At 69.2% G+C, this 26,509-nt stretch carries 24 protein-coding genes; 7 read left to right on the forward strand and 17 right to left on the reverse strand.

The features are described from left to right. Position 1: 1 nt before the first annotated feature. On the forward strand, positions 2-664 hold the full coding sequence (locus FKO37_RS01445) for an SGNH/GDSL hydrolase family protein (RefSeq protein WP_037807401.1): 663 nt from the start codon (positions 2-4) through the stop codon (positions 662-664). Here the strand turns inward: FKO37_RS01445 and FKO37_RS01450 are convergent, their stop codons facing one another. From FKO37_RS01450 to FKO37_RS01465, 4 genes are all read right to left on the reverse strand, one after another. Beyond that, positions 665-1,504: an SDR family NAD(P)-dependent oxidoreductase gene (locus FKO37_RS01450; protein WP_037807399.1), complete on the reverse strand. Its 840-nt coding sequence runs from the start codon at positions 1,502-1,504 to the stop codon at positions 665-667. After that, positions 1,501-2,433 carry a patatin-like phospholipase family protein gene (locus FKO37_RS01455; RefSeq protein WP_238603530.1) on the reverse strand — a complete coding sequence of 311 codons (933 nt, stop codon included), beginning with the start codon at positions 2,431-2,433 and terminating at the stop codon, positions 1,501-1,503. Before FKO37_RS01455 ends, FKO37_RS01450 begins: the two co-directional genes overlap by 4 nt. An 80-nt stretch (positions 2,434-2,513) precedes the next feature. Then, positions 2,514-4,118, reverse strand: coding sequence for a carboxylesterase/lipase family protein (locus tag FKO37_RS01460; protein ID WP_238603531.1), 1,605 nt, complete (start codon positions 4,116-4,118; stop codon positions 2,514-2,516). Positions 4,119-4,337: 219 nt separating this feature from the next. Next, positions 4,338-5,231 (reverse strand): LysR family transcriptional regulator, encoded by an 894-nt coding sequence (locus tag FKO37_RS01465; protein WP_238603532.1) that lies wholly within the window; start codon positions 5,229-5,231, stop codon positions 4,338-4,340. 109 nt (positions 5,232-5,340) lie between these two features. Between FKO37_RS01465 and FKO37_RS01470 the strand changes: the two genes are divergently transcribed. Next, entirely contained in the window at positions 5,341-6,345 is a 1,005-nt protein-coding gene (locus FKO37_RS01470; RefSeq protein WP_308196579.1) for an NADP-dependent oxidoreductase, read from the forward strand. Between the two features lie 42 nt (positions 6,346-6,387). Here the strand turns inward: FKO37_RS01470 and FKO37_RS01475 are convergent, their stop codons facing one another. From FKO37_RS01475 to FKO37_RS01505, 7 genes are all read right to left on the reverse strand, one after another. Beyond that, the gene (locus FKO37_RS01475; protein WP_037807387.1) at positions 6,388-6,792 is read right to left on the reverse strand and encodes a hypothetical protein; all 405 of its coding nucleotides are present in this window, start codon (positions 6,790-6,792) and stop codon (positions 6,388-6,390) included. Between the two features lie 9 nt (positions 6,793-6,801). Next, the gene (locus tag FKO37_RS47385; protein WP_238608421.1) at positions 6,802-10,134 is read right to left on the reverse strand and encodes a WXG100 family type VII secretion target; all 3,333 of its coding nucleotides are present in this window, start codon (positions 10,132-10,134) and stop codon (positions 6,802-6,804) included. Then, entirely contained in the window at positions 10,134-10,466 is a 333-nt protein-coding gene (locus FKO37_RS01485) for a hypothetical protein (protein ID WP_037807383.1), read from the reverse strand. Before FKO37_RS01485 ends, FKO37_RS47385 begins: the two co-directional genes overlap by 1 nt. A gap of 1 nt (position 10,467) precedes the next feature. Next, the gene (locus tag FKO37_RS01490) at positions 10,468-10,725 is read right to left on the reverse strand and encodes an acyl carrier protein (RefSeq protein WP_037807706.1); all 258 of its coding nucleotides are present in this window, start codon (positions 10,723-10,725) and stop codon (positions 10,468-10,470) included. Further along, a complete protein-coding gene (locus FKO37_RS01495) occupies positions 10,718-12,325 on the reverse strand; it encodes a fatty acyl-AMP ligase (RefSeq protein WP_238608206.1) in 1,608 nt (535 codons plus the stop codon). The genes FKO37_RS01490 and FKO37_RS01495 overlap by 8 nt, the downstream gene beginning before the upstream one ends. A gap of 90 nt (positions 12,326-12,415) precedes the next feature. Beyond that, positions 12,416-13,615: an RNA polymerase sigma factor gene (locus tag FKO37_RS01500; RefSeq protein WP_238603534.1), complete on the reverse strand. Its 1,200-nt coding sequence runs from the start codon at positions 13,613-13,615 to the stop codon at positions 12,416-12,418. Further along, complete coding sequence (locus tag FKO37_RS01505) at positions 13,612-13,983, reverse strand: YciI family protein (RefSeq protein WP_037807377.1); 372 nt, start codon at positions 13,981-13,983, stop codon at positions 13,612-13,614. The genes FKO37_RS01500 and FKO37_RS01505 overlap by 4 nt, the downstream gene beginning before the upstream one ends. 117 nt (positions 13,984-14,100) lie before the next feature. Between FKO37_RS01505 and FKO37_RS01510 the strand changes: the two genes are divergently transcribed. Beyond that, positions 14,101-14,868: a methyltransferase gene (locus FKO37_RS01510; RefSeq protein ID WP_238603535.1), complete on the forward strand. Its 768-nt coding sequence runs from the start codon at positions 14,101-14,103 to the stop codon at positions 14,866-14,868. Between the two features lie 6 nt (positions 14,869-14,874). On the opposite strand, the gene FKO37_RS01515 is transcribed toward FKO37_RS01510, so the two are convergent. Next, positions 14,875-15,621, reverse strand: a complete 747-nt coding sequence (locus FKO37_RS01515; RefSeq protein WP_238603536.1) for an alpha/beta fold hydrolase — start codon at positions 15,619-15,621, stop codon at positions 14,875-14,877. Between the two features lie 80 nt (positions 15,622-15,701). On the opposite strand from FKO37_RS01515, the gene FKO37_RS01520 reads away from it, so the two are divergent. After that, complete coding sequence (locus FKO37_RS01520; RefSeq protein WP_037807369.1) at positions 15,702-16,298, forward strand: TetR/AcrR family transcriptional regulator; 597 nt, start codon at positions 15,702-15,704, stop codon at positions 16,296-16,298. 320 nt (positions 16,299-16,618) lie between these two features. Here FKO37_RS01520 and FKO37_RS01525 read toward each other — a convergent pair whose 3' ends face one another. Next, on the reverse strand, positions 16,619-17,152 hold the full coding sequence (locus FKO37_RS01525) for a hypothetical protein (protein ID WP_238603537.1): 534 nt from the start codon (positions 17,150-17,152) through the stop codon (positions 16,619-16,621). Positions 17,153-17,334: 182 nt separating this feature from the next. On the opposite strand from FKO37_RS01525, the gene FKO37_RS01530 reads away from it, so the two are divergent. Further along, positions 17,335-18,381 carry a LysR family transcriptional regulator gene (locus tag FKO37_RS01530; RefSeq protein ID WP_037807364.1) on the forward strand — a complete coding sequence of 349 codons (1,047 nt, stop codon included), beginning with the start codon at positions 17,335-17,337 and terminating at the stop codon, positions 18,379-18,381. Between the two features lie 593 nt (positions 18,382-18,974). On the opposite strand, the gene FKO37_RS01535 is transcribed toward FKO37_RS01530, so the two are convergent. The 4 genes from FKO37_RS01535 to FKO37_RS01550 all read right to left on the reverse strand — a co-directional run bounded on the left by FKO37_RS01535 (position 18,975) and on the right by FKO37_RS01550 (position 21,044). After that, on the reverse strand, positions 18,975-19,340 hold the full coding sequence (locus FKO37_RS01535; RefSeq protein ID WP_037807362.1) for a DUF427 domain-containing protein: 366 nt from the start codon (positions 19,338-19,340) through the stop codon (positions 18,975-18,977). A gap of 81 nt (positions 19,341-19,421) precedes the next feature. Further along, a complete protein-coding gene (locus FKO37_RS01540) occupies positions 19,422-20,135 on the reverse strand; it encodes a trypsin-like serine protease (RefSeq protein ID WP_037807359.1) in 714 nt (237 codons plus the stop codon). Positions 20,136-20,293: 158 nt separating this feature from the next. Beyond that, positions 20,294-20,656 (reverse strand): hypothetical protein, encoded by a 363-nt coding sequence (locus tag FKO37_RS01545; protein WP_037807703.1) that lies wholly within the window; start codon positions 20,654-20,656, stop codon positions 20,294-20,296. Positions 20,657-20,678: 22 nt separating this feature from the next. Then, entirely contained in the window at positions 20,679-21,044 is a 366-nt protein-coding gene (locus FKO37_RS01550) for a hypothetical protein (protein WP_037807356.1), read from the reverse strand. A 318-nt stretch (positions 21,045-21,362) separates the two neighbouring features. Between FKO37_RS01550 and FKO37_RS01555 the strand changes: the two genes are divergently transcribed. Both FKO37_RS01555 and FKO37_RS01560 read left to right on the forward strand, forming a co-directional pair. Further along, positions 21,363-23,816 (forward strand): lanthionine synthetase C family protein, encoded by a 2,454-nt coding sequence (locus FKO37_RS01555; protein WP_238603538.1) that lies wholly within the window; start codon positions 21,363-21,365, stop codon positions 23,814-23,816. Positions 23,817-24,136: 320 nt separating this feature from the next. Continuing rightward, positions 24,137-26,500, forward strand: a complete 2,364-nt coding sequence (locus FKO37_RS01560; RefSeq protein WP_037807353.1) for a nitrate- and nitrite sensing domain-containing protein — start codon at positions 24,137-24,139, stop codon at positions 26,498-26,500. The last annotated feature ends 9 nt before the right edge of the window (positions 26,501-26,509 follow it).

The following is a 26,509-nucleotide window of genomic DNA, read 5'->3' on the forward strand; positions in this document are numbered from 1 at the left end:
CATGACTATCTCCCTCCGGCCGGGAAGCACTGTGCTGTTCACCGGCGATTCGATCACCGACTCTCAGCGGAACGAGAGCGAGGACGGCCTCGGATTCGGCTACCCGCTGCGGATCGCGGGCGAATGGGGACTCCGGCGTCCAGATCGGCCGGTGACCTGGCTGAACTCCGCGATCGCGGACAATAAGGTGATGGACCTCGAATCCCGTTGGCAGACCGACGTTCTGGACGCGCGCCCGGACGTGGTGTCGATCCTCGTCGGCATCAACGACGTCGGCTGGTATTCGTACGACCCGGACGGCTACGTCATTCCCGCCGAGGATTACGCGGCCGGTTACGACCGGTTGCTTGCGCCGCTGGCCGAATCCGGTGCCGAGCTGATTCTCATCGAACCGTTCTTGCTGCCGATCAGCGGTGACATCGAGGTCGGCGACATGCAGCTTGGCGTTGCGGAGCGGAAGAAGTGGCGCGTCGATCTCGACCCGAAGATCCAGGTGGTGCGCGAACTTGCCCGCAAGTACGGCGCGCATTTGCTTGCGGCGGACGGGATGTTCGCCGAGCTTTCCGCGACGACCGGTCCGGAGTATTGGGCCGCGGACGGCGTCCATCCGACTCCGGCTGGGCACGCGGCACTCGCCGAGGCTTGGCTGCGTCTGGTCGCCTGATTACTGCCGAGTTCCTTGCTGGGCTTCGAGATTCGCTCGGTACGCAGAACGTTCCGGGTGGTCCGCGTGCAGTGCGCGGTCGTCGCGGACCAGCCGCCGGATGCGGTTGAGGACCGGTTCCGGGGTGACTCCCGCAGCCGCGGCGAGCAGGCCGACGTAGCCGGGCACGGCGATTTCGGCACGGCGGTTGTGCACCGAATCGACGACCGCCCTGGCGACGTCTTCCGGCTGCACCTTCGGAATCGGCCGCATGTCGAGGCCGGAGGCGAGTGCGGTGTCGACCGCCGAGGGCAGTACCGCGGTGAGGCTGACGCCCGCGGCCGCGAACTCCAAGCGGGTCGCGGCCGTCAGCCCCACCACGGCGAATTTGGTCGCGTTGTAGACGGCCAGTCCCTTGACCGGGAACTTGCCTGCCAGCGAGGCGACGTTGACGACGTGCCCGAAACCGCGTTCCACCATGCCGGGCAGCACCAGTTTCATCCCGTTGAGGACGCCGCCGAGGTTGACGTCGATTTGCAGCCGGTCGGTGGCGTCGGCGAGTTCGAGGAATCCGCCGTTCGGCATGAGGCCGGCGTTGTTCACCAGCACGTGCAACGGTCCATGGGCCTTTTCGGCCGCGGCGGCGAAGGACGCGAACGAGTCGCGGTCGGCGACGTCGAGGTGGTGCGCGGTGCCGCCGACCAGCTCGGCGGTCTCCTCGGCGGCCGCCTGGTTGAGGTCGCCGATCGCGACGCGCGCGCCCTTGCTCGCGAACAACTTGGCGACCGCACGGCCGATCCCGGCACCTCCGCCGGTGATCGCGACGGACGCGCCGTCGAGGTCGATTTTGGGGTAGGTCATCGGGTCGCTCCTTGCTCGATGGCGGCGCGCACGCGCGGCGGGGTCAGGGTGCGGCAGGCTCGGAGCACGTCGGCGCGGCGGCGCAGGTCCATGAGATTCGGGCCCATGACGTCCAGTTCGGCCGGGCCGGGTTCGATCCGGAGCACCCGGATCCCGGCGGCGCGGAGCTGCTTGACCTCGGCGTCGACGCGCCGGGTCATCGCCCGCCGGGCGAGCCGTTCGACGCGGGCGAAGCCGCGGCCGGGCGCGCCGCCGGAGGTGGACATCGGCGGGATGAGCACGACCTCCTCGACCCCGGCCGGAATGACGAGATCGGCGGACGTCGGCGAAACGGTGCCGCCGTCGACGTACCTGCGGCCGTTGACGGCGACCGGCGGGAACCAGCCTGGAATAGCCCACGACGCGGCAATCGCGGTACCGAGCTGAGTCCGCTGCGAATTCCCGAACGCGACCCGCTCCCCGGTGCGGAGATCGGCTCCGACGAGCCAGGTCTGCGGATGGTCGACCCAGCCGTCGGCATTGGCCAACGCGGTGCCGAGGTCGCGCAGCCATCCAGCGTCGCCACGTCCCCTCGGCAACGCTCCGGCCAGCCCGGCCAGCAGGTCCACCCGGCCGCGCAATCCCGCGACGGCGAGGCCGAGACCAGGCCAAATCGGTGTCGGCAACGGCGGCAGCTTGCCCGGATGCTGCGCGAGATGGTGTACGACGCGGTCGTCGGCGGGCTCTCCCAGCAGCGCGGCCATGATCTCGCCGACCCCGATGCCCGAGCCGAGGAACGCCGCCATCTCCGCGCCCGCCGACGTGCCGACCAGGACGTCGGCGTCGCGCGCGTCCCATCCCAGCTGGTCCTCGACCGCGGCGAGGGCAGCGGCGGTCCAGGCGAAGCCGAGCGTGCCGCCACAACCGAGCACCAGTGCGCGTTGGGTCATCGACCACCTCTGCGGAATCGCGTGTCAGTGGCGGAACCGTATGTCATTTCTGCGGCGAGGGCAATACCGTTGCAGAGCGCCTACCGGTGGTGCGCGAATGGAGTCAACGGGTCCCAGAGCTCAGCGCAGTGATGCTGTCGCGGGATCTCCATCGTGAGCTGACTGTCTCCGGCAGCGTTGAGCACCATCACCGCCGGGCTGTCCTTTGTGTACGGATCCCATTGCGGCGCACCGTCCACAGTGGGGTTTCCGGTGCGGGCGAAACCTGCCCACTGGGTCAGGATCTGGTCGGCGAGCACCTGCTGGTTGGGGGTCAACTGGACGCCGTTCGGGAACATCAGCAGCCATTCGGCGACGTGGTAGGCACCATTCGGTTTGGCGGGGTCGACGAAGAATTGCGGCGGGATATCCGTGTCATCGACCTGGTAGGCGAAGACCGGGATGTGTCGCGAGAGCCGTTCGTCGTTGAGCAGGGCGGGGCAGACCGAGTTGGAGTCGGCGACGGCGGTCCGGTAGGCGAGGAACGGGGCCGGGGCGGGAAAGCGTTTCAACGGATACGTCTTGCGAACCTCGTCTGCGTGCTTTCCGTACTGCTGCTTAATAAACTTGTCGTAATCGGCTGCGGTCTCGGCGAACGGCAGTTGGGTTTCGTCGCGGTCGACGCCGTGCATCAACGCTACGTGATTGACGTGCCCGGTGGCGAAAGCTTCGGCAGGTGACATCGGCAGCGTTGTCCCGTCGACGATCGGTGCGACCGTGCCGTTGTCCGGGCTTCTTCCGTGGTCGGCCTGTTTGAGCACCGCCTGCGCAGGCAGCGCACGCAGGCAGGCGGCGGTGGAGCAACCCAGCGCCTTGGCGAAGCGTTCTCCCTTTTGCTGCGCTTGCTTCTCGGTGGGCAGTTGGGCTTTGCAGTCCTGCGTTTGCCAGATGGCGTCGACGCCGAGCAGCGAGTTGTACTCCCCGCTTTGGCTGATCCCACGGTTAAACAGCCCGGCCGAGCCCGGCGAAGCAGTGTGGGCGCAGACGCTCGAACCGCCCGCGGAATCGCCGTAGATGGTGACGTTGTGCGGGTCTCCGCCGAACTTCGCGATGTTGCGTTGCACCCAGCGGAGCGCGGCTTGCTGGTCCTGGAGGCCGTAGTTCCCGGCGTGCGCACCGAAGGATTCATGCGCCAGGAAGCCGAAAATTCCGAGCCGGTAATTGAATTCCACGCTGACGACGTGCCCCGCGGTCACGAGACGGCTCGCATCCGCCGGCTTCCACAACAGGAATCCGCCGCCGTGGATCTGAACCATCACCGGGAACGGACCGGGGCCCGCGTTGGCCGGCGTGCGCACGGTCAGGTTGAGACAATCCTCGTTGTCCGAACCAGGTCCGGTGCCTGGCGGCTGCGGACATTCGTTGCCTTCCGCAGTCGCCGCGAACGGTTCAGTCCAGTGCGCGGGCCGCTGCGGCGGGGCCCAGCGCAACTCGCCGACCGGCGGCGCGCCGTAGCGAATCCCTTGCCACGACTTGATCTCCGCACTCGCGACCCCGCATACCGGACCGTCATCGGTGGTGACCGTCGTGCCCGGCGAACACGCTGGCGCGCTCACTTTGGCGGCCAGCGCCGCCGATCCGGCCACCGACAGCACCACTCCCACGACAGCCGCCAGGACAGCGGGCACCTTTCCGTCGAATCTCATCCGTCCTCCTTCGGTCCCGCCTGGCCGGAGAGGCGAACGAACGACGAACAGCGAACAGGCGGTTTACCGGAATGGGCTCGACCAATGACCACCTGCGGGTCATCGCGGCGGGAACACGTCCCGCATGCCTCCAGTCTGGCGGCCGCACGGCGAGGCACAACCTCCGTTCGGTCGCGCGGAAGCTGTCAAATTCCCGGGGACGATGGTATTTGTCCGGGATCAAGCCGCGCCGAGGAACTCCGCTTCGGCCACCGCGCGCAATTCGCGCACTAATTCGCGCACCGCAAGGGATTGCGCACCGGCGTAGGTGGCGACGTACCCGATCCGCCGGGTGGGCGGGTCGGCGATCGGGGTGACGGCGACTCCCGGCGGGGTGGCGGCGAGGGTGAGTTTCGGCAGGATCGCCATGCCTATCCCTTGTGCCACCATGGAAAGCACCACCCCGTCGTCGGCGACCTCCATTTTCGCGGACGGCAGCCAGTCCTGCCGCGCACACCAGGACCGGGTGTAGGAGGAGCAGTTTTCCGGCCAGTCAAGCAGCGGGAGGCGCCGCGATTCGGCTTGCCCGATCGGGTTGACCAGGAAGTACGGTTCCCGGAACAGTTCTCCGGCGACCAACCCGGCCGGCGGGGTTTCGTCCTCGCCGAGGGTCGCGATGGCGACGTCCGCGCGTCCGTCGGCGACCTCGCCCGCGGTGCCGCGGCCCAGTTCGGGGACGACCAGCACCTGCGGGTGCAAGCCGGAATGCATGGCGGTCAAGCGTTCCAGCGCCGCGGGCAGCAGATGTGCGGCGGCACTGCGGAAAGCGGCGATCCGCAGCGGACCGGTGAGGGATCCGGCGGCCGCGCCCCGGGCTTCGGCGCGGAGAACGTCGAGTTGGCGCAGGATCAGCCGGGCGTGCACGAGCGCGCGGGCACCGGCCGCGGTGGGACGGGCACCGGTTCGGCCGCGGTCGAAGAGGATGGCGCCGACCTTGCGTTCGCAGGTCCGGACCGCGTGCGAGACCGCGGACTGAGTCAGGCTCAACTCGGCGGCAGCGGCGGTGAAGCTGCCGGTGCGCTCCACCGCGAGCAACAGGCGCAGCTCGCCCGGAGTGAGGTCGACAGCATCCATGCGGTCAGCCTAGCCGTGGCCATGAGCGGGATTCATGGATTGGCGCGGTCCATCGATCCGGAGGTCTGCCGCGGCGGCTTCGGCGCGCTTAAGTTGCTGGTCAGAGCCAATTAAGGAGATCCACGTGTCCCTGACCGCCGTCCGCCAGGTCCGCCGTCCCGAGGGCGCGCCGAGCGCCGCCGACTTCGAAATCGTCACCCAGCCGCTGCCGGACCTCGCCGACGGACAGGTGCTGGTCGAAAACCGTTACCTGTCCGTCGATCCGTACATGCGCGAGTTCATGGAATGGGGCGGCTGGGAGCTGGGCGCGGGTCTGGAAGGTCGCACGATCGGCGAGGTGGTCGAGTCGAAGGAGCCGACGCTGCCGGTCGGCGCGACGGTGTTCCATCGGCACGGCTGGGCGACCCACGCCGTCCTCACCAGCACCGACGCCCGGACGATCACGCCAGCGGACGGCGTTCCGCTGAGCGCTTACCTCGGCATTCTCGGCGGAACCGGGCTCACTGCGTACGTCGGGCTCACCCGGATCGCGCAGGTCCGTCCCGGTGACGACGTATTCATCTCCGCGGCGGCCGGTGCGGTGGGCAGCGCGGCCGGGCAGATCGCCCGGTTGCTCGGCGCGGGACGGATCGTGGGCAGCACCGGATCGGCGGCGAAGGTCGAGCACCTGACACGCGACCTCGGTTTCGACGCCGCCTTCAACTACCACGACGGTTCCGTCACCGATCTCCTCGCGAAAGCGGCTCCGGACGGAATCGACGTGTACTTCGACAACGTCGGCGGCGACCACCTGGCCGCGGCGATCGACGCCCTCCGTGAGCGCGGCCGGGTCGCCTGGTGCGGTTCAGTCGCGCAGTACAACAACCTGCGCACGCCGCCGAGCGCGCCGCACAACCTGTTCGACGTGGTCGGGAAAAGCCTTCGGATCGAAGGGTTTCTGGTGCGCAATCACCTCGACGCTCGCGAAGAGTTCGAGGAATTCCTGATCCCGCACGTCCGCAGCGGGCAGGTGCTCGTGAACGAGACTGTGACAGAAGGGTTTTCCAGCATCGTGGACGCGTTCATCGGGATGCTGCGCGGGGAGAACGTCGGGAAAATGCTCGTCCGGGTCTGACCGCCGGGAGGGGGCCGGACAGCCCCCTCCCGGGTCAGAACCTCAATCGCGCCAACGGTTGTTGAGGAAAGCGTCGTCGTCCTCGTCGTCTTCCACCGGACGCGGTCGACGCGTCGGACGGCGCGGCGCCTCGCTCCGCAACGCGGGCTGATTCGGAGTCACCGCGAACGGCGACGCCGAGCCGGGCTCGTTGCCGAACTCGTCGGAATCGAACGCCGAGGGCGGATCGGTGCTCGGCCGGTCCGTGCTCCACCCGGACTTGGTCTTGCGCTTCCCCATCTCCCGCCGGTGCTGGACGTACCGTTCGGCCGCCTGCACCTGCTTGGTCATGTACTCCTGGGACTGCGCCTTGATCTCCTCGGCCTTCTGCTCGCGCAGGGCCCGGCGATCGGCCTGCTCCCGGACCAGCGCGTCCAGTTCGGCCTTCATCGCGGCGGTTTCGCTCATGCGTGCCTCCTACCTGGTCCGGATGATCGGCGCGTCGTCGTCATCGTCGAGTGAACCAGTGATCCGGCTGGCGGGCTCCCCGAGGTTGTCGAAGACCGCGCCCTCCACGCGATACGCCGCGCGCCGCTCGGTTTCGCCGCCTCCGCCACCGCCGCCGTGTCCGCCGCCCATCGCGCCCATGCCAGGCATCCCGGAACTGCCGGACTGCCCCGGCTGACCGGAGTGATCGCCCGCCGGCTGCGAGAACCCGCCGCCGGTTTGGGTGCCGGCGACCGGCGTGTGGTCGACGCCGACCACGGGCCCGCCGTGCAGCGGAGCGCTCGGTGCGCCGGCGGGCACGCCCGGACCGCCGCTGTGCGAGATCTCCGGACCGGGGCCGCCCTCGATCGGATGGCCGGGAGCACCGCTCGGGACGCCGTGGTGCAACGGCTGGGCCGGACCGCCCGAATGCGACATCTCCGGGCCCGGGCCGCCCTCGATCGGATGGCCCGGCGCACCGCTCGGAACACCGTGGTGCAGCGGCTGAACTGGCTCGCCGGGGTGCACCGGACCGGGGCCGCCTCCCGCCGGATGTTCGCCGAACGGGCCGCCGGTGTGCGACATCTCCGGACCTGGCCCGCCCTCGATCGGACGCCCGGGGTGGCTGCTGCTGGGCGAGGCGCCGCCGTGCCCGTTGCCGTCGGGTCCCTTGTGGTCGGGTCCCTTGTGGTCGCCGGGACCGTCGCCCGCGTGGTGCCGTCCGGTGCTGTCGCCGGGTGCGTCCGGGCGGTGGTCGACCTCGTGGATGCCCTGCTTCTGGTCTTCCTCGCCGAGCGTGTAGGTCGTCGGGTTGCCCTTGCCGTCGTCGACCGTGACGACGGTCGGCCCGTTCGGCCCGTCCGGACGCTCGGCGGTGATCTTCGTGTCGCCGTCGCGGAGGTGGATCTTGCCGTCCGGACCGGGGTGGTGGACCTGGGCGTCGTCGTGCTGGCCGTCGCCGCCGTGCGCGGACTTGTCGTCGGACCAGTCGATCTTGAAGTCCTTGACGTTCCCGGAGCCCTCGCCGATCTTGATGTCCATCTTGCCGTCGTGGTCCGGCTCGGACATTTCGAAGGTCTTGTCGCCCTGCTTGACCTTCAGGACATCGCGACCGTCTTCGTCCGGCTTGCCGTCATGGCCCTTGTCGTCGTCGGGCTTGCCGTCGTGGTTCTTGTCCTCGCCCGGTTTGCCGTCGTGACCCTTGCCGTCGTCGTCCGGTTTGCCGTCGTGGTTCTTGTCCTCGCCGGGCTTGCCGTCGTCGCCGCCGGGGCCGCCGTCAGCCGGGTCGGTCTTGATCGGCGGGCCGTCCACCGGACCACCGCCGCCAGGTGAACCGCCTCCGCCCTTGTCGCCGGAGGTCTTGTCGTCGCCGGGAACCTTGTCGTCCGGGCCCTTGCCGTCGGGACCCTTGCCGTCGCCGCCGGTCGAGCCGGGTTCACCGCCGCCGGGTCCGCCGAGGGGGCCGCCGCCGTGGCTGCCCTGCGCGTCCTTCTTCAGCGACTCCATCGCGGCCTCGGCCTTTTGCTTGGCCTCCGCCTGAGCCTTCTGTTTGGCCTCTTCCTCGGCCCGCTGCTTGGCCTCTTCCTCGGCCTGGTGCTGGTCCTGTCCGCCGCCGGAACCCGAACCGCCCGAGCCCGACGAACCACCGGAACCAGACCCGCCGGACCCGCCGGGATCGGTCTTGATCGGCGGACCGTCCACGGGACCGCCGCCGCCAGTCCCGCCGCCGGGGCCACCGCCCGAGCCGCCGCCGAGGGGGCCGCCGCCCGGCGAATCGGACGGAACGTCGAGGTCGGGGACCTTCCCGCCGCCCCCGCCGGAACCACTGCCCGATCCGCTGCCGGACCCGCCGCCCGAACCGGATCCGCCCCCGATACCGCCTCCGGAACCACCGGGGTGGTCGCCCTGCGGCGTGTCCGAACCGGATCCGCCGCCAGGACCGCCGCCGGTTCCCCCACCGGTGCCGCCTCCGTGGCCGCCCTGGCCACCGCCATAGTTGCCAGACCCGCCCTGACCGCCGCCATAGTTGCCGCCGCCAGGACCCTGGCCACCCCCACCGGGACCGCCCCCACCAGGACCCTGACCCCCACCGCCAGGACCACCGCCGCCGGGACCGCCCGAGCCGCCTGCCCCGCCGTCCTTGGCGCCCTCGAACTTGTTCTTGATCTTGCCCATTTCCTTGTCAAGGGCGTCGTAGGCCTTGTCGACGAGGTCCTTGGCGTCCTTGCAAGCCTTCTCGAACCCCTTGTAGATGGTGTCCCACATGTCGGGGTTGAACTGGTTCATGATCCACTGCTTGGCGAGGTCCTTGCCGTGGCTCTGGATCTCGTCGTCGTTGCAGCAGCCCTGGTCGTTGAGGGTGTCGACCAGGTTGGTGCCGAAGTTGTAGTCCATCCAGCCGGCGATCTGGGCCAGGTCGTCGACGCTTCCGTGCTCGCCGTTGGCGACCGCGATGACCTTCTGCGCCATCGTGTAGTCGGCTTTGCCGACCTGATCGCGGTACAGGGCGATGACCTGGTCGGCCTTCCCCTTGCACAGGTCGAACAGCGTCTTCGTGGTGTGCAGCGTCGCTTCGCTGGCGTGGCTGAGGTCCTCCCCCAGCTTCGCGGCCTTCTTCTGGATGCTCTCGTTGTACCGGTCCGACGCCGCGTCGGCGCCCGCCCCGGTCCAGGTTCCGAAGAGGGTGCCCAGCTCGGTTCCGGTATCGGTCAGCGTCGCCTTCACGGTTTCCGAGCCGTGCTTGAAATGGATGGCGTCGTTGACGAAACCCTCGAAGCTGATGCCGCGCTGCTCGTCGAACGGACCGCGGATGTCCTTGTCGAGGTCGAGCTTGCGCGTGTTGCCCTTGCAGTCGTCGGGGAGCTTCTCGAGCAGCCCGCCGAAGGTCTCGAACACCCTCAGCGCGGCCGCCGCGGGGTCGAAGAGCTCGTCGGACGTCTTCGTGCCGGTGGCCCCGGCGTCCTTGCCCTCACCAGGAGCGGGCGGGGCCTTCTTGTCGAGCTCGCCCTTGCCCTTGTCGACTTCCTTCTTCTTCTCGTCCTGGTTGTAGCTGTTCTGCTGGCCTTTTTGCCGGGCCTCTTCATAGACCTGCTCGAGCGGCGGGGCGCCGCCAGGAGCCGCGAACGGGTTGTTCGGAACGGTGATGAACGTGCGTCCGTACGACTTGATGTACTTCGCGACGTCCTGGCCCTCGTCGCCTTCGGGATGCGGGTGCTCGTGGACCCACGCCCGGAGCAGGCCGTCCTTCAGCTCCGGCGGCACCGCCGAGTTGTCGAGCAGCTTTTTGACATCCGGCCACGTCTTCGGCTTGTTCTCGTCCGCCATCAGAGGATCCCGTCGACGCCGTTGCCGGTCTTGGTGATGGCGCCGGACTGGTTGTCCTCGTTCGTGCCGTAGGCAGACCCGGCGGTGCTGATGTTCGTGCCGAACGATTCGAGCGCCTTGCTGTAGCCGGAGAGCGCGCCCCACAGCTGTTTGGTTCCCTCGAGGTACTTGTCGGCGTGCGCTTGGTGCACCCGGCCGAACTTCTCCTTGGTCAGCTCGGAGGTTTCGAGGTCCGGATTGTCGTCAAGCAGCTTCTCCGCCAGGTCGCCGATCTTCTTCGACGCCTTCGACAACGCTTCGGTTGTCGCGGTGTACCCGCCCCCACCGCTCATTTCAGTGCTTCTCCTCAGCTCGGCAAGCTGTCAGGGCCTCCGCGAGCACGTCCGCCACGGATTCCACATCGGTGAACCGATCGAGCTCGTCCAGATCGATCGACACGTCGTAGTAGATCTCCAGCGCGGCGAGAAGCCGGATCCGGCCCTTCGAGTCGATGCCGAGCTCCTCGAGCGGAGCGTCGGGCACGACGAGGGCCGGGTCGAGCCGGAAGGTGTCGCTGACGACCTTCGTGACCTCGGCGCAGTGATCACCCACGGACGCCACCGTAACGCGCCTTGGCGGCCGACCGGGCGACCTTTCCGCTGGAAGTGCGCGGAAGTCCGCCAGAAGGGACCAGGTGTACCGCACGGAGCGTGAGATCGTGCTCCCTCGACACCGCTCGCAGCACGGCCCGGGTCACGTCCTTGACCTCGGCTTCCGCTCCGCGCACCCATTCCGCGACCACCATCGCGCCCTCGCCCTGGTCGTCGGCGACGCCGAACGCGGCGACCCGGTCGCGCCGGATCGCCGGGTGCGCCTCGCCCGCCGCCGCCTCGAGGTCCTGCGGATGGAAGTTGCGGCCGTCGACGACGATCAGGTCCTTGAGCCGGCCGGTGACGTAGAGGTCGCCGCGGTGGAACACGCCCAGGTCGCCGGTGCGCAGCCAGCCGTCGAGCCCGTCGAGGACCCCGCCGAACGAGTCCGCGTCGCCGCGGCCCCAGTAGCCGGACGCGACGTTCGGGCCGTGCACCCAGATCTCGCCGACCTCGCCCTCGGGCTGCTCGTGTCCGTCGTGGACGATCCGGACGAGCTGCCCGACCGGCCGTCCCACCGACATCACCGGCTGGCCGTCCGGCGTTTCGACGGCGCGGCCCTGGGCAAGCGCTTCCCGGTCAAGCACCGCGCCGCGCGGCCCTTCCTCGCCCGCGCTCGCGACGTACACCGTGGCCTCGGCCAGTCCGTACGACGGCCGATGCGCCTCGGCGCGGAACCCGCGCGGGCCGAACACCTCGTGGAACCGCTCGACCGTGCGCGGCCGGACGGGTTCGGCTCCGTTGAGCGCGACCCGGACGTCCGAGAGGTCGAGGTCGTCCTCCGCGCCGACGTCGGCGGCGAGGTCGTAGGCGAAATTCGGGGCCGCGGTGAAGACGGCCGGATAGTCCGAGAGCTGGCGCAGCCACCGCTGCGGCCGGTGCACGAACTCCGCCGGCGACATGAACACCGACCGGCCGCCGACGTAAACGGGCAGGCACAGCAGCTGGATCAGGCCCATGTCGTGGAAGAACGGGATCCAGCCGGCACAGGTCGTCTGCTCGTCCGAGGCGTACGCCTGGCTGGCCTGCCAGCAAGCCGCGACGATCGCCCGGTGCGGGATCACCGCGCCCGCCGGTTCGCGTGTCGATCCCGACGTGTACTGCAGGTAGGCAGGGCTTTCCGGAGCCACGTGGACCGGGTCGACGCCCGGTCCGGACAGCTCGTCCACCACCACGAGGTCGCCGGGATCGCTGAACTCGCGCACCTTCGCCGCGACCGCCGACGACGTCGCCCACACGCGCGCACCGGAATCGGCGAGGACCCCGGAAAGCCGGTCGGCCTGCGCGCGATTGCCCGGCAGCATCAACGGAACCGCGACCATTCCGGCGGCGAGCGCGCCGAAAAACGCCAGCGGATAAGCGAGTTCCTGTCCGGCGAGGATCGCGACGCGCTCGCCCGGTTCCGCGACCCGGCGCAATTCCCCGGCCACGATCCGGACTTTGGCGGCGAATTCCGCCCACGACAGCGTGTGCTCGACGCCACGAGTGTGCTCTTGGTGGGTGAACAACGGCCGTTCGTCGCCGGCGCGGGCGAACAACCGGTCCACGATCGAGCCGCGCATGACCTCGTCAGGCACGCTCGCAGACGTCCGGGACACGCAGCGCAACCTACTCGACTTCGCGACCGGCCCGCGAGCCCGGGCACGGAGAATTCACTCGCGCACCTTGGCGGCCCGGGATTCCAGATAACGCTTCTCCGCGATACTCGCCGTCGCCTTCGCGGCCAGCCGGTAGTTCTCGTACGCGCCAGGCAGATCCCCGGCTTTCTCCAGCAAATGCGCCCGCACCGACAGCAACCGGTGATGCCGGGCTATCCGCTCCTCGCTGTCCAATGTGGACAACAGGGCGAGCCCGGCGCGCGGGCCCTCGGTTTCGGCGAGCGCGATCGCCCGGTTCAACGTCACCACCGGATTGGGTGCGATCCGTTCCAGGATCAGGTAAAGCGCGTGCACCTGCCGCCAGTTGGTCTCGTCCGCGGTCGCCGCGTCGGCGTGTGTCGCGGCGATGGCCGCCTGCAGCTGGTACGGACCGAGCTCCGAACCCGCCAGCGACGCTTTCGCCAGCTCAGTGCCCTCGTCAAGCATGGCGCGGTCCCACGTCGTGCGGTCTTGATCGGCCAGCGGGACCAGGTCGCCGGACGGTGTCGTGCGGGCCGTCCGGCGCGCGTGCGTCAGCAGCATCAACGCGAGCAGACCGGTCACCTCGCTGTCGTCCGGCAGCCGGTCGTGCACCATCCTGGCCAGCCGGATCGCCTCGTAGGCCAGGTCAGCGCGGTGCAGATCGGAGCCGGACGACGCGGTGTAGCCCTCGTTGAAAATCAGGTACAGCACCTGCAGCACGACATTCAGCCGCTCCGGTTCCTCCGAGCTCGGGAACGAACTGCCCGCCGCCTTGATCCGCTGTTTGGCACGGCTGATCCGGGCAGCCATCGTGCCCTCCGGTACCAGGAACGCGCGGGCGATCTCGGCCGTCGTCAGACCGCCGACCGCACGCAGGGTCAGCGCGGTCTGCGACGCCGGGGTCAGCGCCGGATGGCAGCACATGAACAGCAGGAGCAGCGTGTCGTCGGTGTCCGGCACCTCGGGCACGGCCTCGGCAGCGTTCGCCAGCTCCCGCTCGCGGCGCGCCAGGTCGCTGCGCAGCTGGTCGACATAGCGCCGGGACGCGACCGTCGACAGCCAGCCGCGCGGATTGTCCGGCACGCCTTCGACCGGCCATTGCTGAGAAGCCGCGAGGACCGCCTCTTGCACGGCGTCCTCGCAGCCCTCGAACTGGCCGTACCGGCGCACCAGCACGCCAAGAACCTGCGGCACGAGTTCGCGCAGCAGGTCCTCGACGGATGGGGTGGTCACGCGTCCAATTGTCCTTCCGAGAACATCACCTGGCGCACCTCGACGCCGAGCCCCTCGATCGCGGCGTCCGGAACCTGCGCGGCCAGCTCGATCGCGCGTTCCTTGCTCTCGACGTCGATCATGTAGTAGCCGCCGAGGAACTCCTTGGACTCGAGAAACGGCCCGTCGGTCACCACCGGCTGCCCGTTGCGGACCGACACGACCGCGGCCTGCGAGGGGTCGGCAAGGGCCTGGGCGGCGATCAGTTCGCCGGACTTCTTCGTCGACTCCATGAACGCGGTGACGCCGTTGCCGAGGGCTTCCTTCTCCTCTTCGGTCAGCGCGTCGAGGACGGACTGGTTGATGTGCAGGCTGATCAGGAACTTCATCGTCTTGCTCCTCGTGGTTTCGGGGTCTTTCGCGGAGTGGTCGGAGGCGCGGGCGGGTTCTGGACATGGACTTTATGTGACGCGCGTCACTACCGGTCCGGGCGCACTATGAACGGCATGGAGACCGACGCCTGGGCCGCGCTGGCGAGTCCGTTCGTGGAAGGTGCGTACGCGACCGTCAAAGGCCGAGTGCGCACGTACGTCCTGCACCAGCAGCTCCTGGCACACCTGCCTCCGCCGCCGGCGACGGTGCTCGACGTCGGCGGCGGGGCCGGGCATCAGTCTTTCCCCTTGGCACGCCTAGGTTACGACGTCGTCCTGCTGGATTCGTCCGACGCGATGCTGTCGAAGGCGGAGCAGCGTCTCGCTTCGGAATCGGCTGAGGTTCGCGAGCGCGTCCAGTTTGTGCGCGGCCGCGGCGAGGACGCCGTCACGGCGGTCGCGGGCCAGAAATTCGACGCGGTGCTGTGCCACGGCGTGCTGATGTATGTGGACGATCCCGTGCCGATGATCGACGCGCTGTGCGCCTGCGCGGCACCGGGCGGGATCGTCTCGGTGATGGCGCTCAACGCCGAGACACTGGCCGTCCTCCCCGCGCTGGAAGGACGGTGGAGCGACGCGCTGACGGCGTTCGACGCGCAGGGCGAACGGGGCGTCCTCGGCGTGGACACGCGCGCCGACACGGTCGCGGGGCTATCGCAGCTGCTCGTCGGACAGGGAGCCGAACCGCTTGCCTGGTACGGGGTTTGGCTGTTCGCCGACTGGATGGACCTGGACGTCGACGAGAGCCGGATCGGCGAGATCGCGGAGGTCGAACTGGAGGCCGCGCGACGAGATCCGTACCGGCGGCTCAGCCGGGTGTTCCATCTCGTCGCGTGGGCCTGAACTGTCCTATTTGGACGAGTCCCAGAACTCCGTGAGCACCCGCGCGCCCTGGACCGGGTCCTGCGTCATCCACCAGTGCCCGAGCCCCTCCAGCACCGCGACCTTCGCCCCGGCCCGCTCGGCCGAACGGCGCCGCTGCTCGTCCGTCCCGACGTAGTGGTCCTCGGTCGCCAGCACGACGAGCCCCGGGCGCTCCGCCGCGCGTCCGAGATTCCGGCCGGACTCCGCGAGCGCGGGCTGCGCCGCGGACCGGTAGAGCGGAAGCACCGCGCGGGCCATGTCGTCGTTCATCCCCTCGGCGACCTTGGCCGCCACCGCCTCGTGCATGCCACCGCTGACCAGGCGCGCGGCCCGGGCTTCCGCCGGCGCACCGAACATCGCCGCGACGGCTTCCTCGCCGACGCCCGGCTTCTGCCACACCTGCGCGAGGTCGTGCCAGACGTAATCCGGGTCGAACGCGCCGGCCGTGTCACTGGCCCAGGTGCGCACCAATTCCGGGCGCGCCATGACGGCGTTGAGGACGTGCGCGCCGCCCCAGTCGTGCCCGACCAGGTCGACCGGTTCGGGGAACTTCTCCAACTCGGCGATCAGCCAGTCGCGGTACTCGACCGCCGTCGCGCCGAACCCCTCCGGCCACGGCACGCCGAATCCGGGCGGGGACAGGCACACGGTCGACCGGTCGCCCAGTTCGGCAAGCAGTGGCTCCCACACCGCGGCGGTTTCGGGATTGCCGTGGACAAACACTGCGGTCATCGGACTTCCTCCCTCATCGTCGCTCCCACTCTACGCATACTTGCTTGTCGGCTGGCAAGTATGTTGTAGAGTTTCTTCCCGTGACCACGCAGCGCCGCACGCAGCAGGAACGCCGAGACCAGGCGTCGGCCGCTTTGCTGGAAGCCGCCGCGGAGTTGGTCGTCGAGGAAGGCGTACGCGCCGTGACCTTGGCGCGCGTCGGCGAGCGGGCCGGGTACAGCCGCGGCCTGGTCACCCACCACTTCGGCGGGAAACAAGCGCTGCTGGAACAGCTCGCCCGCACCACGCAGACCGCTTTCGTCCCCGGCTTGGACACCCTGCCGCCCGGCCTGGACCGGCTGCTGCGACTGATCGACGGCTACCTGTCCCGGCTCAGTGACTCTGACGTGCTGAGCCGGGCGTTTCTGGTGCTGTGGGCGGAGTCGATGACCTCGCGCGAACTCGCCCCGATCTTCCGCGAACGCGACAACGCGTTCCGCGACGACCTGCGCCAGGAGCTCATCGCGGGCATCACCGAGGGCACCATCCGCGCCGACGTCGATCCGGAGCAGATCGCCGTGGCCATCGTCGGGCAACTCCGCGGTATCGCGCTGCAGTGCCTGCTAGATCCGGCCGCGGTGAAGCCGAGCGAGCTGTGCTGCTGCGCCGCCGAAGTGTGGAAGCGGGCGCTGTCTTAGCGCTGCTGGGCTGAACAAATTGCGCTGAGAAGACGAGCGCGAACGCCAATACGTCCTTGACGGTCCCGCCTCGCCGCTTTCACGCGGCGAGGCGGAACTCCCCCTCGTACGGCACTCCCCTCGAGGACGTCGGCGCTCCCCGGCATCCGTCCCCTCAAACGGATTTGCCGGAAACGCCGGTCTGTGAAACGCCGCCCCAACACGGCCGCCCTCTACGGCTGCCCCCGACACAGCCGCCCTCCGGACGCGTTTGGCGGATCGGCTTTCCCGGGCGGCACGACCCCTCAGACGTGCCGACCGCAAAAACCGTCAAGAACCCATCAGACCGCGAACGCCGCGGACTTCCGCGCGATCACCGCGTTCTTGCGCGCCCGCACCGCCCGGTTGGCCCCGGGCAGCCACTGCACCACGAGCACCGCCAGCAGGCTCACCACCGCGATGGCATCGAAGGCGTTCAGCAGAGCCGGGTTCACGTCGATCAGGTCGCGCAGGCCCAGGCCGATGCCGAAGACCGCGAACACCGTCAGCACCACCCGGGCCCAGTTGTGCGCGGCGAGCACCATCGCGGCCGACCCCAGGGTCACCACGCCCATGACCAGCCAGATCGCCGCGCGGGTGGTGAACGACGGCATGGCGATTCCGGTCAGGTCGTCGACCGTGAGCAGACCGCTCGAGGCCAGGTCGCGGCCTTCGGTCTGCAAGTATTCCTGCATGGCCGGGCGGATCAGGCTCTCGCCCTGCACCAGCACCATCGCACCCCACAGCAGTCCGCTGAGCGCGCCGAGCAACCCCAACCCTCCGCCGACGGTCAGGGTGCGCGAACGGCGCGCACCGGTGGAACTGTACGAACTCACTTCTGTCGAACTCCTTGGATCAGCAATCGAATCAAGCGTCACGGAGTTTCCCGCCGACTGCTTGCGCCGTCCACTGGTTCGCCGATATTATCTACAGATTTTTTTAACTGGCCGCGAGATCAGGAACGCCGCGTTAGGCTCTCCGACGTCCGCGAAGAGAATGAGAAGGCGAGCCCTGCCCGATGTCCGCACCCAGCCCGTTCCGGTCGCCGTCGTTCAACGTGCTCAGCAGGCTCCTGCGCTCGTCGCCTGCCCTGCTCGACACGACGTTCGACCAGTTGCGCACGCTGATCACGGTCGCGGAAACCGGAACCGCCCTCGCCGCCGCCCGCACGCTCGGCCGCGACCAGTCCAGTGTGCAAAAACAACTCGACACTCTCAACCGCAATTTCTCAGAATTGTGCGGAGAACCATTGTTGCACCGCCAGGGACGCGGCCGCGACGTTCTTTTCACCGACACCGGACGCGCCGTCGCACAGCAAGCGCGCCGCACGCTCACCGAATGGCTGGACACGATTCACGAATGCCGCCGCGAACTCGGCGGAACGCTCACCGTCGGCGCGACTCGCTACACCCTCGGCAGCCTCGCCCACGCCGGCGATCTCGTGGCCGAGCAGTTCCGCGCCCGCGACATCGAACTCAACGTGGTGCACGTGCGCACTAAGGACCTGATCGACCGGTTGCTGGCCAAGGACGTGGATCTCGTGTGCGGCAGCGTCGTCACGACCAGCGCGCTCGACTCCGTCGACGTGCTCGAATGGCGGCGCAGCGGACTCGGCATCGTGACCAATATGGACACTCCGAAACCCGGCGAGTCCGTCGCCACCAGCCAATTGCCGACGCTCCCGCTCGTCGTGCCCAGCGGCGGCGTGATCAACGACTTTATGCGCGGCTGGTTCGGCTCCGACTACCGCAACCGGCTCGACATCGTCGCCGAGATCGACTCCGCGCAATACGGATTCGAACTGCTCCGCTCGGGCTTGATCCGCGGCTGCATGCTCGTCACCCAAGGGCTCGGCGAGGCCGCGGGCGAAAACCGCCTGCACGCCGCCTCCGGATTGCGCACCATCGGCCTCGTCGACGACATCGAGCCGAAACTCGAACTCCTCGTCGGCGTGTTCGCCCGGCGCGGCGAACGATCCTCGTACCCGGACAGCCATCCCCTCAACCTGCTGTGGAACGCACTGCACCAAGCAGGAGAGGCGTCCTGGCTCGAAGTGGACCGCTGAACCGCACTGAAAGGCACCGAACCGCTGACCCGCACGCATCGCTGAGCCGCGCTGAACCGCCGAGCCGCACCACACCGCGGTGCCGCGCCGACCCAATGACCAGCACGCACCGCTGCGCCGCACCGAACCACCGAGCCGCACCACACCACAGCTCAGCACCGGACCGCCGAGCCGAACCGAAGCGCCAATCACCACCGCGCCGCGGCTCAGCACCACACCGCTGAACCGCCGAGCCGCACCCAAGCGCCAATCAGCACCACATCGCGGCACCGCGCCGCGCCGACCCAATGATCAGCACGCACCGCTGAGCCGCACTGAACCACCGAGCCGCACCACACCACAGCTCAACACCGCGCCACAGCTCAACACCGCGCCGCGGCTCAGCACCACGCCGCTGAACCGCCGAGCCGCACTCAAGCGCCAATCAGCACCGCACCCCAGCCCAGCACGGGACTGCTGAGCCGCACCACGCCGCGAGCGACGCCGAATCCGGATCTCTCGCACGCGGAGCGTGCCGGATCAGCGCCAACCCCGCATCAGCAGCGCACCAGGCCAGCGAATCAGGATCAGCCCTGCGCCAAAGCAAGCACCCCTCAACCGACCTCCTCGATCTCCACCCGATCCGGATAGAACGCGACGTGCCCCTTGATCGCAGCCACCGCGTCGTACGGAGCCTCGTACACCCACACCGCGTTCTCGCCGTCCGGCACCGCGGCGAGGCTGTAGTAGGAAGCGTCGCCCTTGTACGGGCAGTGCGTGCGGTGCTCGGTGGGCGACAGCATCGCCAGGTCGACATCTTCCAACGGGATGTACTGCACCGGCGGATAGCTGGCCTCGCGCAGCACCTGCGCGCGGGTGGTGTCGGCGATGGTCTTCTCGCCTGCCTTGACCACCACCCGCGCGGGGTTGGGCTCAACGGTGATCGGGTGGTCCGGCCCCGGGATCAGCTTGTCGGGCATGTTCTCCTCCTCCGCGCAACGGAATCGGTGCGTACTCCCAACACTAGGCCGGACCACCGACAAAATCAGACGTCGGAAAACTCAGACGCCCGCGACCTGCGAGATCCAGCTGCGGTACCGCGTGATGTTGGTGTACGCGGTGCTGCTCTGCCGGTCGCTGGTCGACGCGACGCCCACCTGCCGTCCGGACGCGAACATCGGGCCGCCCGAGTCGCCGCCCGCGGTGATGCCGTCGCCGTACGTCGCGCACACCGCGACGCCGCCTTCGTAGTCGCTGCACGACGGCGTCGTGACGCGCACGTTGGCCACCTTCAGGTACCGCGACTGGCAGTTGATCTCCGAACCGCAGCGACTCGTCGCGCCCCAGCCGTACACCTGCACGGTCTGCCCGGCGCGGACGTCGGTCGAGGTGCCGAGCGGCGAGTACGTCGCGTTCACCGAGCTGGACAACCGGACGATCGCCAGGTCAGCGGCGCCCGGGTAGCGCGTGATCGCGGCGCCGGTGGCCATCGTGCCGCCGCTGCTCTGGTCGAGGCTGCCGATGCGGAAGGTGTAGGTGCCGCTGGAGGCGACACAGTGCTTCGCGGTGAGGATGTACTGCGGCGCGATGATCGTGGCCGTGCAGTTCTGCTGCCCGTTCACGAACAGCCGCGCGGCCCACGGGGCGTTGGAGGCGTAACCGCCGCCGATGATCGCCGGGGTCGAGGCCGGTCCGCTGGCAGCGGCGGCCTCTCCGGCGAATCCGGCCAGGCCAAGCGCGGTAGCGAGCACGAGTAAACAGGTGCGCAAACGCATGGTCTCTCGTTTCTGCGGCTTCGTCGCCGCGGTTCCGGTGGGGACGGGGAACCCCGATCATCAGGGCGTCGCCCAGGAACCAGAACCGGCGAAAGTAGCCGGGGACCACCTGTTCTTCCGCTGCCGCCGCCGCTACGGACAGTTCCGCGTACTGTTCCTCAGCCGGCGGCCCGGGTCCGGCGCAGCCAGTACAGGCCGATCACCGGGAGCACCAGCGGGATGAACAGGTACCCCTGTCCGTACACCGACCAGACCGTGGCGTCCGGGAACGCCTGCCGGTCGAAGATGCTCAGGGTGCCGACGGTCAGCACGCCCAGCAGTTCGACGGTGCACGCGGCGAGCGCGATCCGCCACCACGTCCGGCCGCCGCGGGCGAGCGCGATCGTGGCCAGGATGTAGACCACCGCAGCGAAGGCCGACAGCACGTACGCCAGCGGCGCTTCGTGGAATTTCGTGCCGATCTGGACGCCCGCCCGCGACGTCGCGGCGAGCGCGAAGATGGCGTACACCGCGACCAGGATCCGGCCGGGGCCGGTGGCCGTCTTACGCGCTTGCTCCACTCCACACCTCGTTCAGTCGCAGCACCATCACCGGAATGGCCAGGCAGGCGATGCCGAGCACGACCGTGCTCGACCGGCTCTGCTCGGCAAGCGCCCACGCCGCGCCGACCGGCAGCACGACGAGGCAGCCGATCAGGTAGGCGAGGTAGGTCGCGAGGCTGCCCGGGTGGTGTCCGCTCGCGAGCAGCACGATCCCGATCACGAGCTGGGCGACCAGCAGCACCTCGATCACCGCGAGCGCGACGAGCAGCGGGGTGTCCGGGAGTTTCTTGCGCGCCGCCTGGACGAAACTCCACAGCGCGACGAGCGCGGCGCATCCAGCGACCGCTATCGCGAACCCGACGATCACCCGTTCCTCCTTCTGCCCGCCGGCCTCAACGTACCCGCCTGGCTCACCGCCCCGGACGGGCGAGGGGCCGACGGCGTGGCCGGGGCCACGTTCACCGGAATGGGTCGCTGGCATTCCGTCAATTCCCGAATGCCACGGAAATCCCGCTCGACCGGGCGACGGCAACTCACTCTCGGTTCGCCACCGCCGGTTTTATCCTCGCCCCGCTCGGGTCGGCCGAACGCTGAAATGGCGGATTGGCGCGACGCCGAAGCTGTGCGGGAATGGTTTCCGTCGCCGGAGAACCGGAGAAGCGCACACGCGGAAGGATCCACTTTCATGAACGTCCGGCACGAGGCATTCTGCCTCGCCGATCCGTGGTTCTTCGACCGCCGACGGGAAATATCCGCCGACGACCTGGCCGTCCCGCTCTACAGTCCACAATGGACTGCCGAGGACCACGGACACTGGCGTTACCTCCACCCCGCCGGAGCCGTTTTGCCGGAACAGGGCTGGGCCGTGGAGATTTCCGCCGCTCCGGGCAATGCCGACCGGGTACTGGACCGCGTCCGCGAGTACTGCCGGACCGCCGGGCTGCACCACCGGCATCTGCGTTCCCGGTCGATTTTCCTCGACCGCAATGCCGAATATCCGACGACCGGCGGAACCGGTGCACTGGCCACTATTTATCCTCCCGACAATAACGCGCTCGAGCGGATCCTCGACGATCTTTCCGAACTCCTCACCGGCGAGCCCGGACCGGATATCGACGGCGCGCTCCGTTGCGGAGAATGCCCGATTCACGTGCATTACGGCGGATTCACGCCCCTGTGGACCGAACACGGCGGCGCTCGCGTGCCCGCGTTGCGCAGGCCGAGCAGCGCGCTCGAACCCGCGCCGCGGGGCCCGGAGTTCTCCGTGCCGAACTGGGTCCGGATCCCCGACTGCGTCGCGGAGTACACCGACGCGCCGATGCCGCCGCACCGGGTCGCCGAGGTGCTCCGCCAAGCCCACGGCACCGCCGTCTACCTGGCCGAACGCGGTGGCGAGCAGGTGCTCGTCGAGGAGGCCTGGCCCTACACCGGACTGGACGGCGACGGCGTCGACGCGGTCGCGCGGCTGGAGCGCAAACACGACCTTTTCGAGCAGCTCGCCGGAATCCCCGGCATCCCGAAGACCCACGCCTACCTGCCCGGACAGCGGCACTACCTGGTGCGGGAGTACCGGCAGGGCCTGCCGCTGGACGTTTGGCTCACCCGGCATTACCCGCTCACCCGCCGCGACTGCCCCGAAGCCGACCTCGCCGCCTACCGCAGGCAGGCGTTGTCCGTGGTGGCGCAGGTCGACCGGATCGTCGCCGAAGCCGCCGAACGCGGCGTCGTGCTCGAAAACCCGCGCAACATCCTGGTCGACAGCTCCGGCACGGTGTCGCTGACCGGCTTCGACCGCGACGAAACCGCCCTGCGGCTGCGCCTCTTCCTGCCGCTGGCCCCGCTCTATCACCTGGTGCCGGAACGCCTCCGCTGGGCGGCTGAGCTCACCGAACGCCGGTTCTCGCTGCCCGCCGGCTACGCCGACAGCGTCGCGCCGCACACCGAGCCCGCGCACACCGAACTCGACGAACCCCGTCCCGATTGGACCCTGGTGCGCAAGCAGATCGCCGAAGCCCTGCTCGCGTGCGCGACCCCGGAGCGGCGGGATCGCCTGTTCCCCGGCGACATCGAGCAGTTCCGTGTCGGCGGCGCGACCTTCGGCACCGGCGCGGCGGGCGTGCTGCACTCGCTGCACGTCGCGGGCGTCGGCCGGTTCCCCGAGCATGAGCAGTGGCTGCTGGAGGCGATCGAGGGAGAACAGCCCAGCCGCGCGGGTTTCTACGACGGCAGTCACGGAATCGCTTACGTGCTGGAGGAATTCGGCTACCGGAAGGCCGCCGCCGATCTCCTCGCCGCCTCGCGCGCGCTGGTGGACCAGACCGTCGGCCACGATCTCGCGAGCGGGCTGGCCGGCGTCGGCCTGACCCGGCTGCACTTCGCCGCGACCCGCGGCGACAACGAATTCGGCAGGCAGGCGCTGAACATCGGCATCCGGCTCGCCGAGGCACTGGACACCGCGGAACCGCCGGGAGCGACCGCGCGGGCCGGGCTTCTGTACGGCTGGTCCGGCCCGGCGCTGCTGTTTCTGCGGCTCTACGAACGCACGGGCGAACCGGCCTGGCTGTCGTTCGCCGATCAAGCACTCGAACGCGACCTGGAGGAATGCGTCCCGGCGCTGGACGGCTCGCTGCCGGTCCGCGACGGCAACCGCGGTTCGCGCCGCGGGGCGGGAATCGGCAGCGCCGGAATCCTGATCGTCACCGAACAACTGGCGCGGTACCGCTTCGACGCGAAGGCCGCGCGCAGCCTGCCCGCACTGCGCGTCGCGTGCCGCGGGGAGTTCGCGCTCCATCCCGGACTGCTGAACGGCCGCTGCGGACTCGCCGCCGGGCTGGCCTTCAGCAGCACGCCGGACCGGCGCACGCAGGACGCGATCGACCGGCACCTGACGCGGCTTTCCTGGTACGCGGTCCCGTTCCGCGGCGGCCTTGCCTTCCCCGGCGCTCGCCTGCTACGACTGTCCGCCGACGTCGCCACCGGCGGCGCCGGAGTCCTGCGCACCCTCGCCGCGCTTCAGGACGGCATCGAACTGCTTCCGTTCCTCGGCCCGACGCCGCGGGGTCAGTCATTAGTCCACTGTGGACAGCAACTGTCGACAAGTCAATTCGCCGACAGTTCCGCCACACGGAACCTCGACTGAGTGTCCGGACACTTTTTGAATCACTCATTCAGCCCAGCCCGTTGGTCCGGAATTCGCAGCCAGGGCCAGGGCCTCGGGAAACGCCGGGGGAACCCGCCGCTACCGTCGGTAACCGGCGTCAAGACCGCGTTCGGCCGCACGTTCAGCGGCACCACGAGGCCCCCGTTCGTGATAGAAACCGGGGCTGTTCCGTTCGGTGGGCCTACGAAGGGTGTATCCGAGATTTCCGTGACGAGGACCACTCGCACCCACTGGCGTGTCCGCTTCCCCGGCCGTGTCCGCACTCTCGCCGAGGGTGACCCAGGAGTTCGTGAATCATCGTGGAGAACAAGGACGATCCCGGCAAGGCGTACGACAAGTCGATCCGGAAGAGGCTGACCCGGACGGTCCTGATCCCGAGCATCACCCTGCTCGTGTTGTGGGCGGTGCTGGCGACGGCCTTCTTCATCAACGGCTTGTACGTGCGGCTCGTCGCGGGCTCGGTGCGTGACGTTTCGATCCCCGCGCTCACCGCGCTGTCGTCGCTGCAGCAGGAACGCCAGCTCGCCCTGCAGTACCTCGACAGCCCCAGCTCCGGCCCGCAGCAGCTGCAGCAACAGGAGCAGGACAGCGACGGCAAGCTGAAGGGTCTGCAGGACGCCTTCGCCGCCACCATTTCCAGCGCGCCGGACGAGATCGCCGGCAAGGTCACCGCGCTGAAGGCGCAGCTCGACCAGCTGCCGGTGCTGCGCTCGCAGGTCAACTTCCGCAGCATCAACCGCGCGCAGGTCAACTCCTACTACAACGGCGTCCTCGACTCCGCGGCGACGCTGTTCGACACGCAGGCGCGCATCGTCCCCGACGCGACCGCGGTGCAGGGCGCGATCTCGGCGACCTCGCTGTTCCGCGCGGGCGACCTGATGTCGCGCGAAACGTCGCTGGTGTCGGCCGCGTTCTCCGGCGGCACCTTCGCGCCGGACGACTTCGTCCAGTTCTCCCAGCTGGTCGGCTACTACCGCACGCAGCTGGCGCAGATCTCGCCGTTCCTCGAACCGGCCGTGCGCCAGCACTACCAGCAGCTTTCGACGAGCGACGCGTGGAAACGGCTCAACGCGGCCGAGGACTCGCTGATCAAGCACGGCCCGTGGACCAGCGGCGACCAGAACAACGTCCCGGTATCGGCGGGCGACTGGCACGCGCTGACCGCACAGGTCGCGCAAGGTCTGAACCAGCTCACCATCGAACAGGCCGACCAGGTTTCCGCCGCCGCGATCGACTCCGGGAATGCGCAGCTGCGCAACGCGATCATCGGCAGCATCGTGGCCCTGCTCGCCTCGCTGGCCGCGATCATCGTCGCGGTGCGGGTGTCGCGGTCGCTCGTCGACCGGACCCTGATGACGCGCCTCGAGCGGCTGCGCAACGACTCGCTCGACCTGGCGCGCAACCGGCTGCCGAACATCGTCCGCAGGCTCAAGAGCGGCGATCCGGTGGACATCGAGGCCGAGCTGCCGAAGCTGGACCACGGCCGGGACGAGATCGGCCAGGTGGCCGAGGCGTTCAACACCGCGCAGCTGACCGCGGTCAACGCGGCCGCGAGCGAGGCGAAGGCGCGCAGCGGTGTGCACAACGTGTTCCTCGGCATCGCCCACCGCAACCAGGTGCTGGTGCACCGGCAGCTGCAGATCTTGGACGAAATGGAAAGCCGCGAAGAGAACTCGACCCAGCTGGCTTCGCTGTTCCAGCTCGACCACCTCGCCGCGCGCGCCCGGCGGACCACCGAGAACCTGATCATCCTCGGCGGCAAGCAGCCCGGACGGCGCTGGCGCAAACCGGTTTCGCTGATGGAGGTGCTGCGCGCGGCCGTCTCGGAAACCGAGCAGTACTCGCGGGTGCAGGTCGAACAGGTGCCGGACGTCGCGATCGTCGGCACCGCGGTCGCCGACACCATTCACCTCGTCGCCGAACTGGTCGACAACGCGACGTCGTTCTCCCCGCCGGGTTCGCAGGTCGAGGTGACCAGCCGGATGGTCGCGCGCGGCGTCGTGGTCGACGTGTCCGACCAGGGGCTGGGCATGAAGGAGGGCGTGCGCGAGTGGGCTAACGCGATGATGGCCGACGCACCCGAATTCGACGCGATGGCACTGCGCGCGGACTCCAGCCTCGGCCTGTTCGTGGTCGCGCGGCTGGCTTCGCGGCTCGGCATCACGGTCACCTTCGACCCGTCGCGGTACGGCGGCACCCGAGCGACCGTGCTGATCCCGTCGAACCACCTCGCCGACGCGAACGCGCCCGAACCCGCGGACGAGGCCCCGGCGCTGGCCCAGGTCGGCGCGCCCGCGCAGGAAAGCGCCGTCCAGCGCTCGGTCCCGGAGGCTCCGCAGCCGACGCCGCGGCCGTACCCGGCCCGTCCGCTTCCGACGCCGAGCCCGCGCACCCCGGAGCCGTATCCCCCGTCCGCGGGCCAGATCCCGGACGTCCCGGCCGCGCCGCGCGCCGCCGAACCGGACCTCAGCGGGCTGCAGGGCGACGACCGGCCCCGGCTCCCGCGCCGGCAGCCGCAGCAAAACCTCGTCGCCCAGCTGCACGACGACCCGGACGCCGCCGCCGAGGCGGACGTGACCAACGCGGGCGAGACCACCGCGCGGACGCTGATGGCGTTCCACAAGGGCACCCGCCGGGCGCGAGGCGGGCAAAATGACTCATAACGACCGAAC

Source organism: Amycolatopsis sp. Poz14 (assembly GCF_006704225.1).
In the GTDB taxonomy this organism is placed as follows: domain Bacteria; phylum Actinomycetota; class Actinomycetes; order Mycobacteriales; family Pseudonocardiaceae; genus Amycolatopsis; species Amycolatopsis nivea.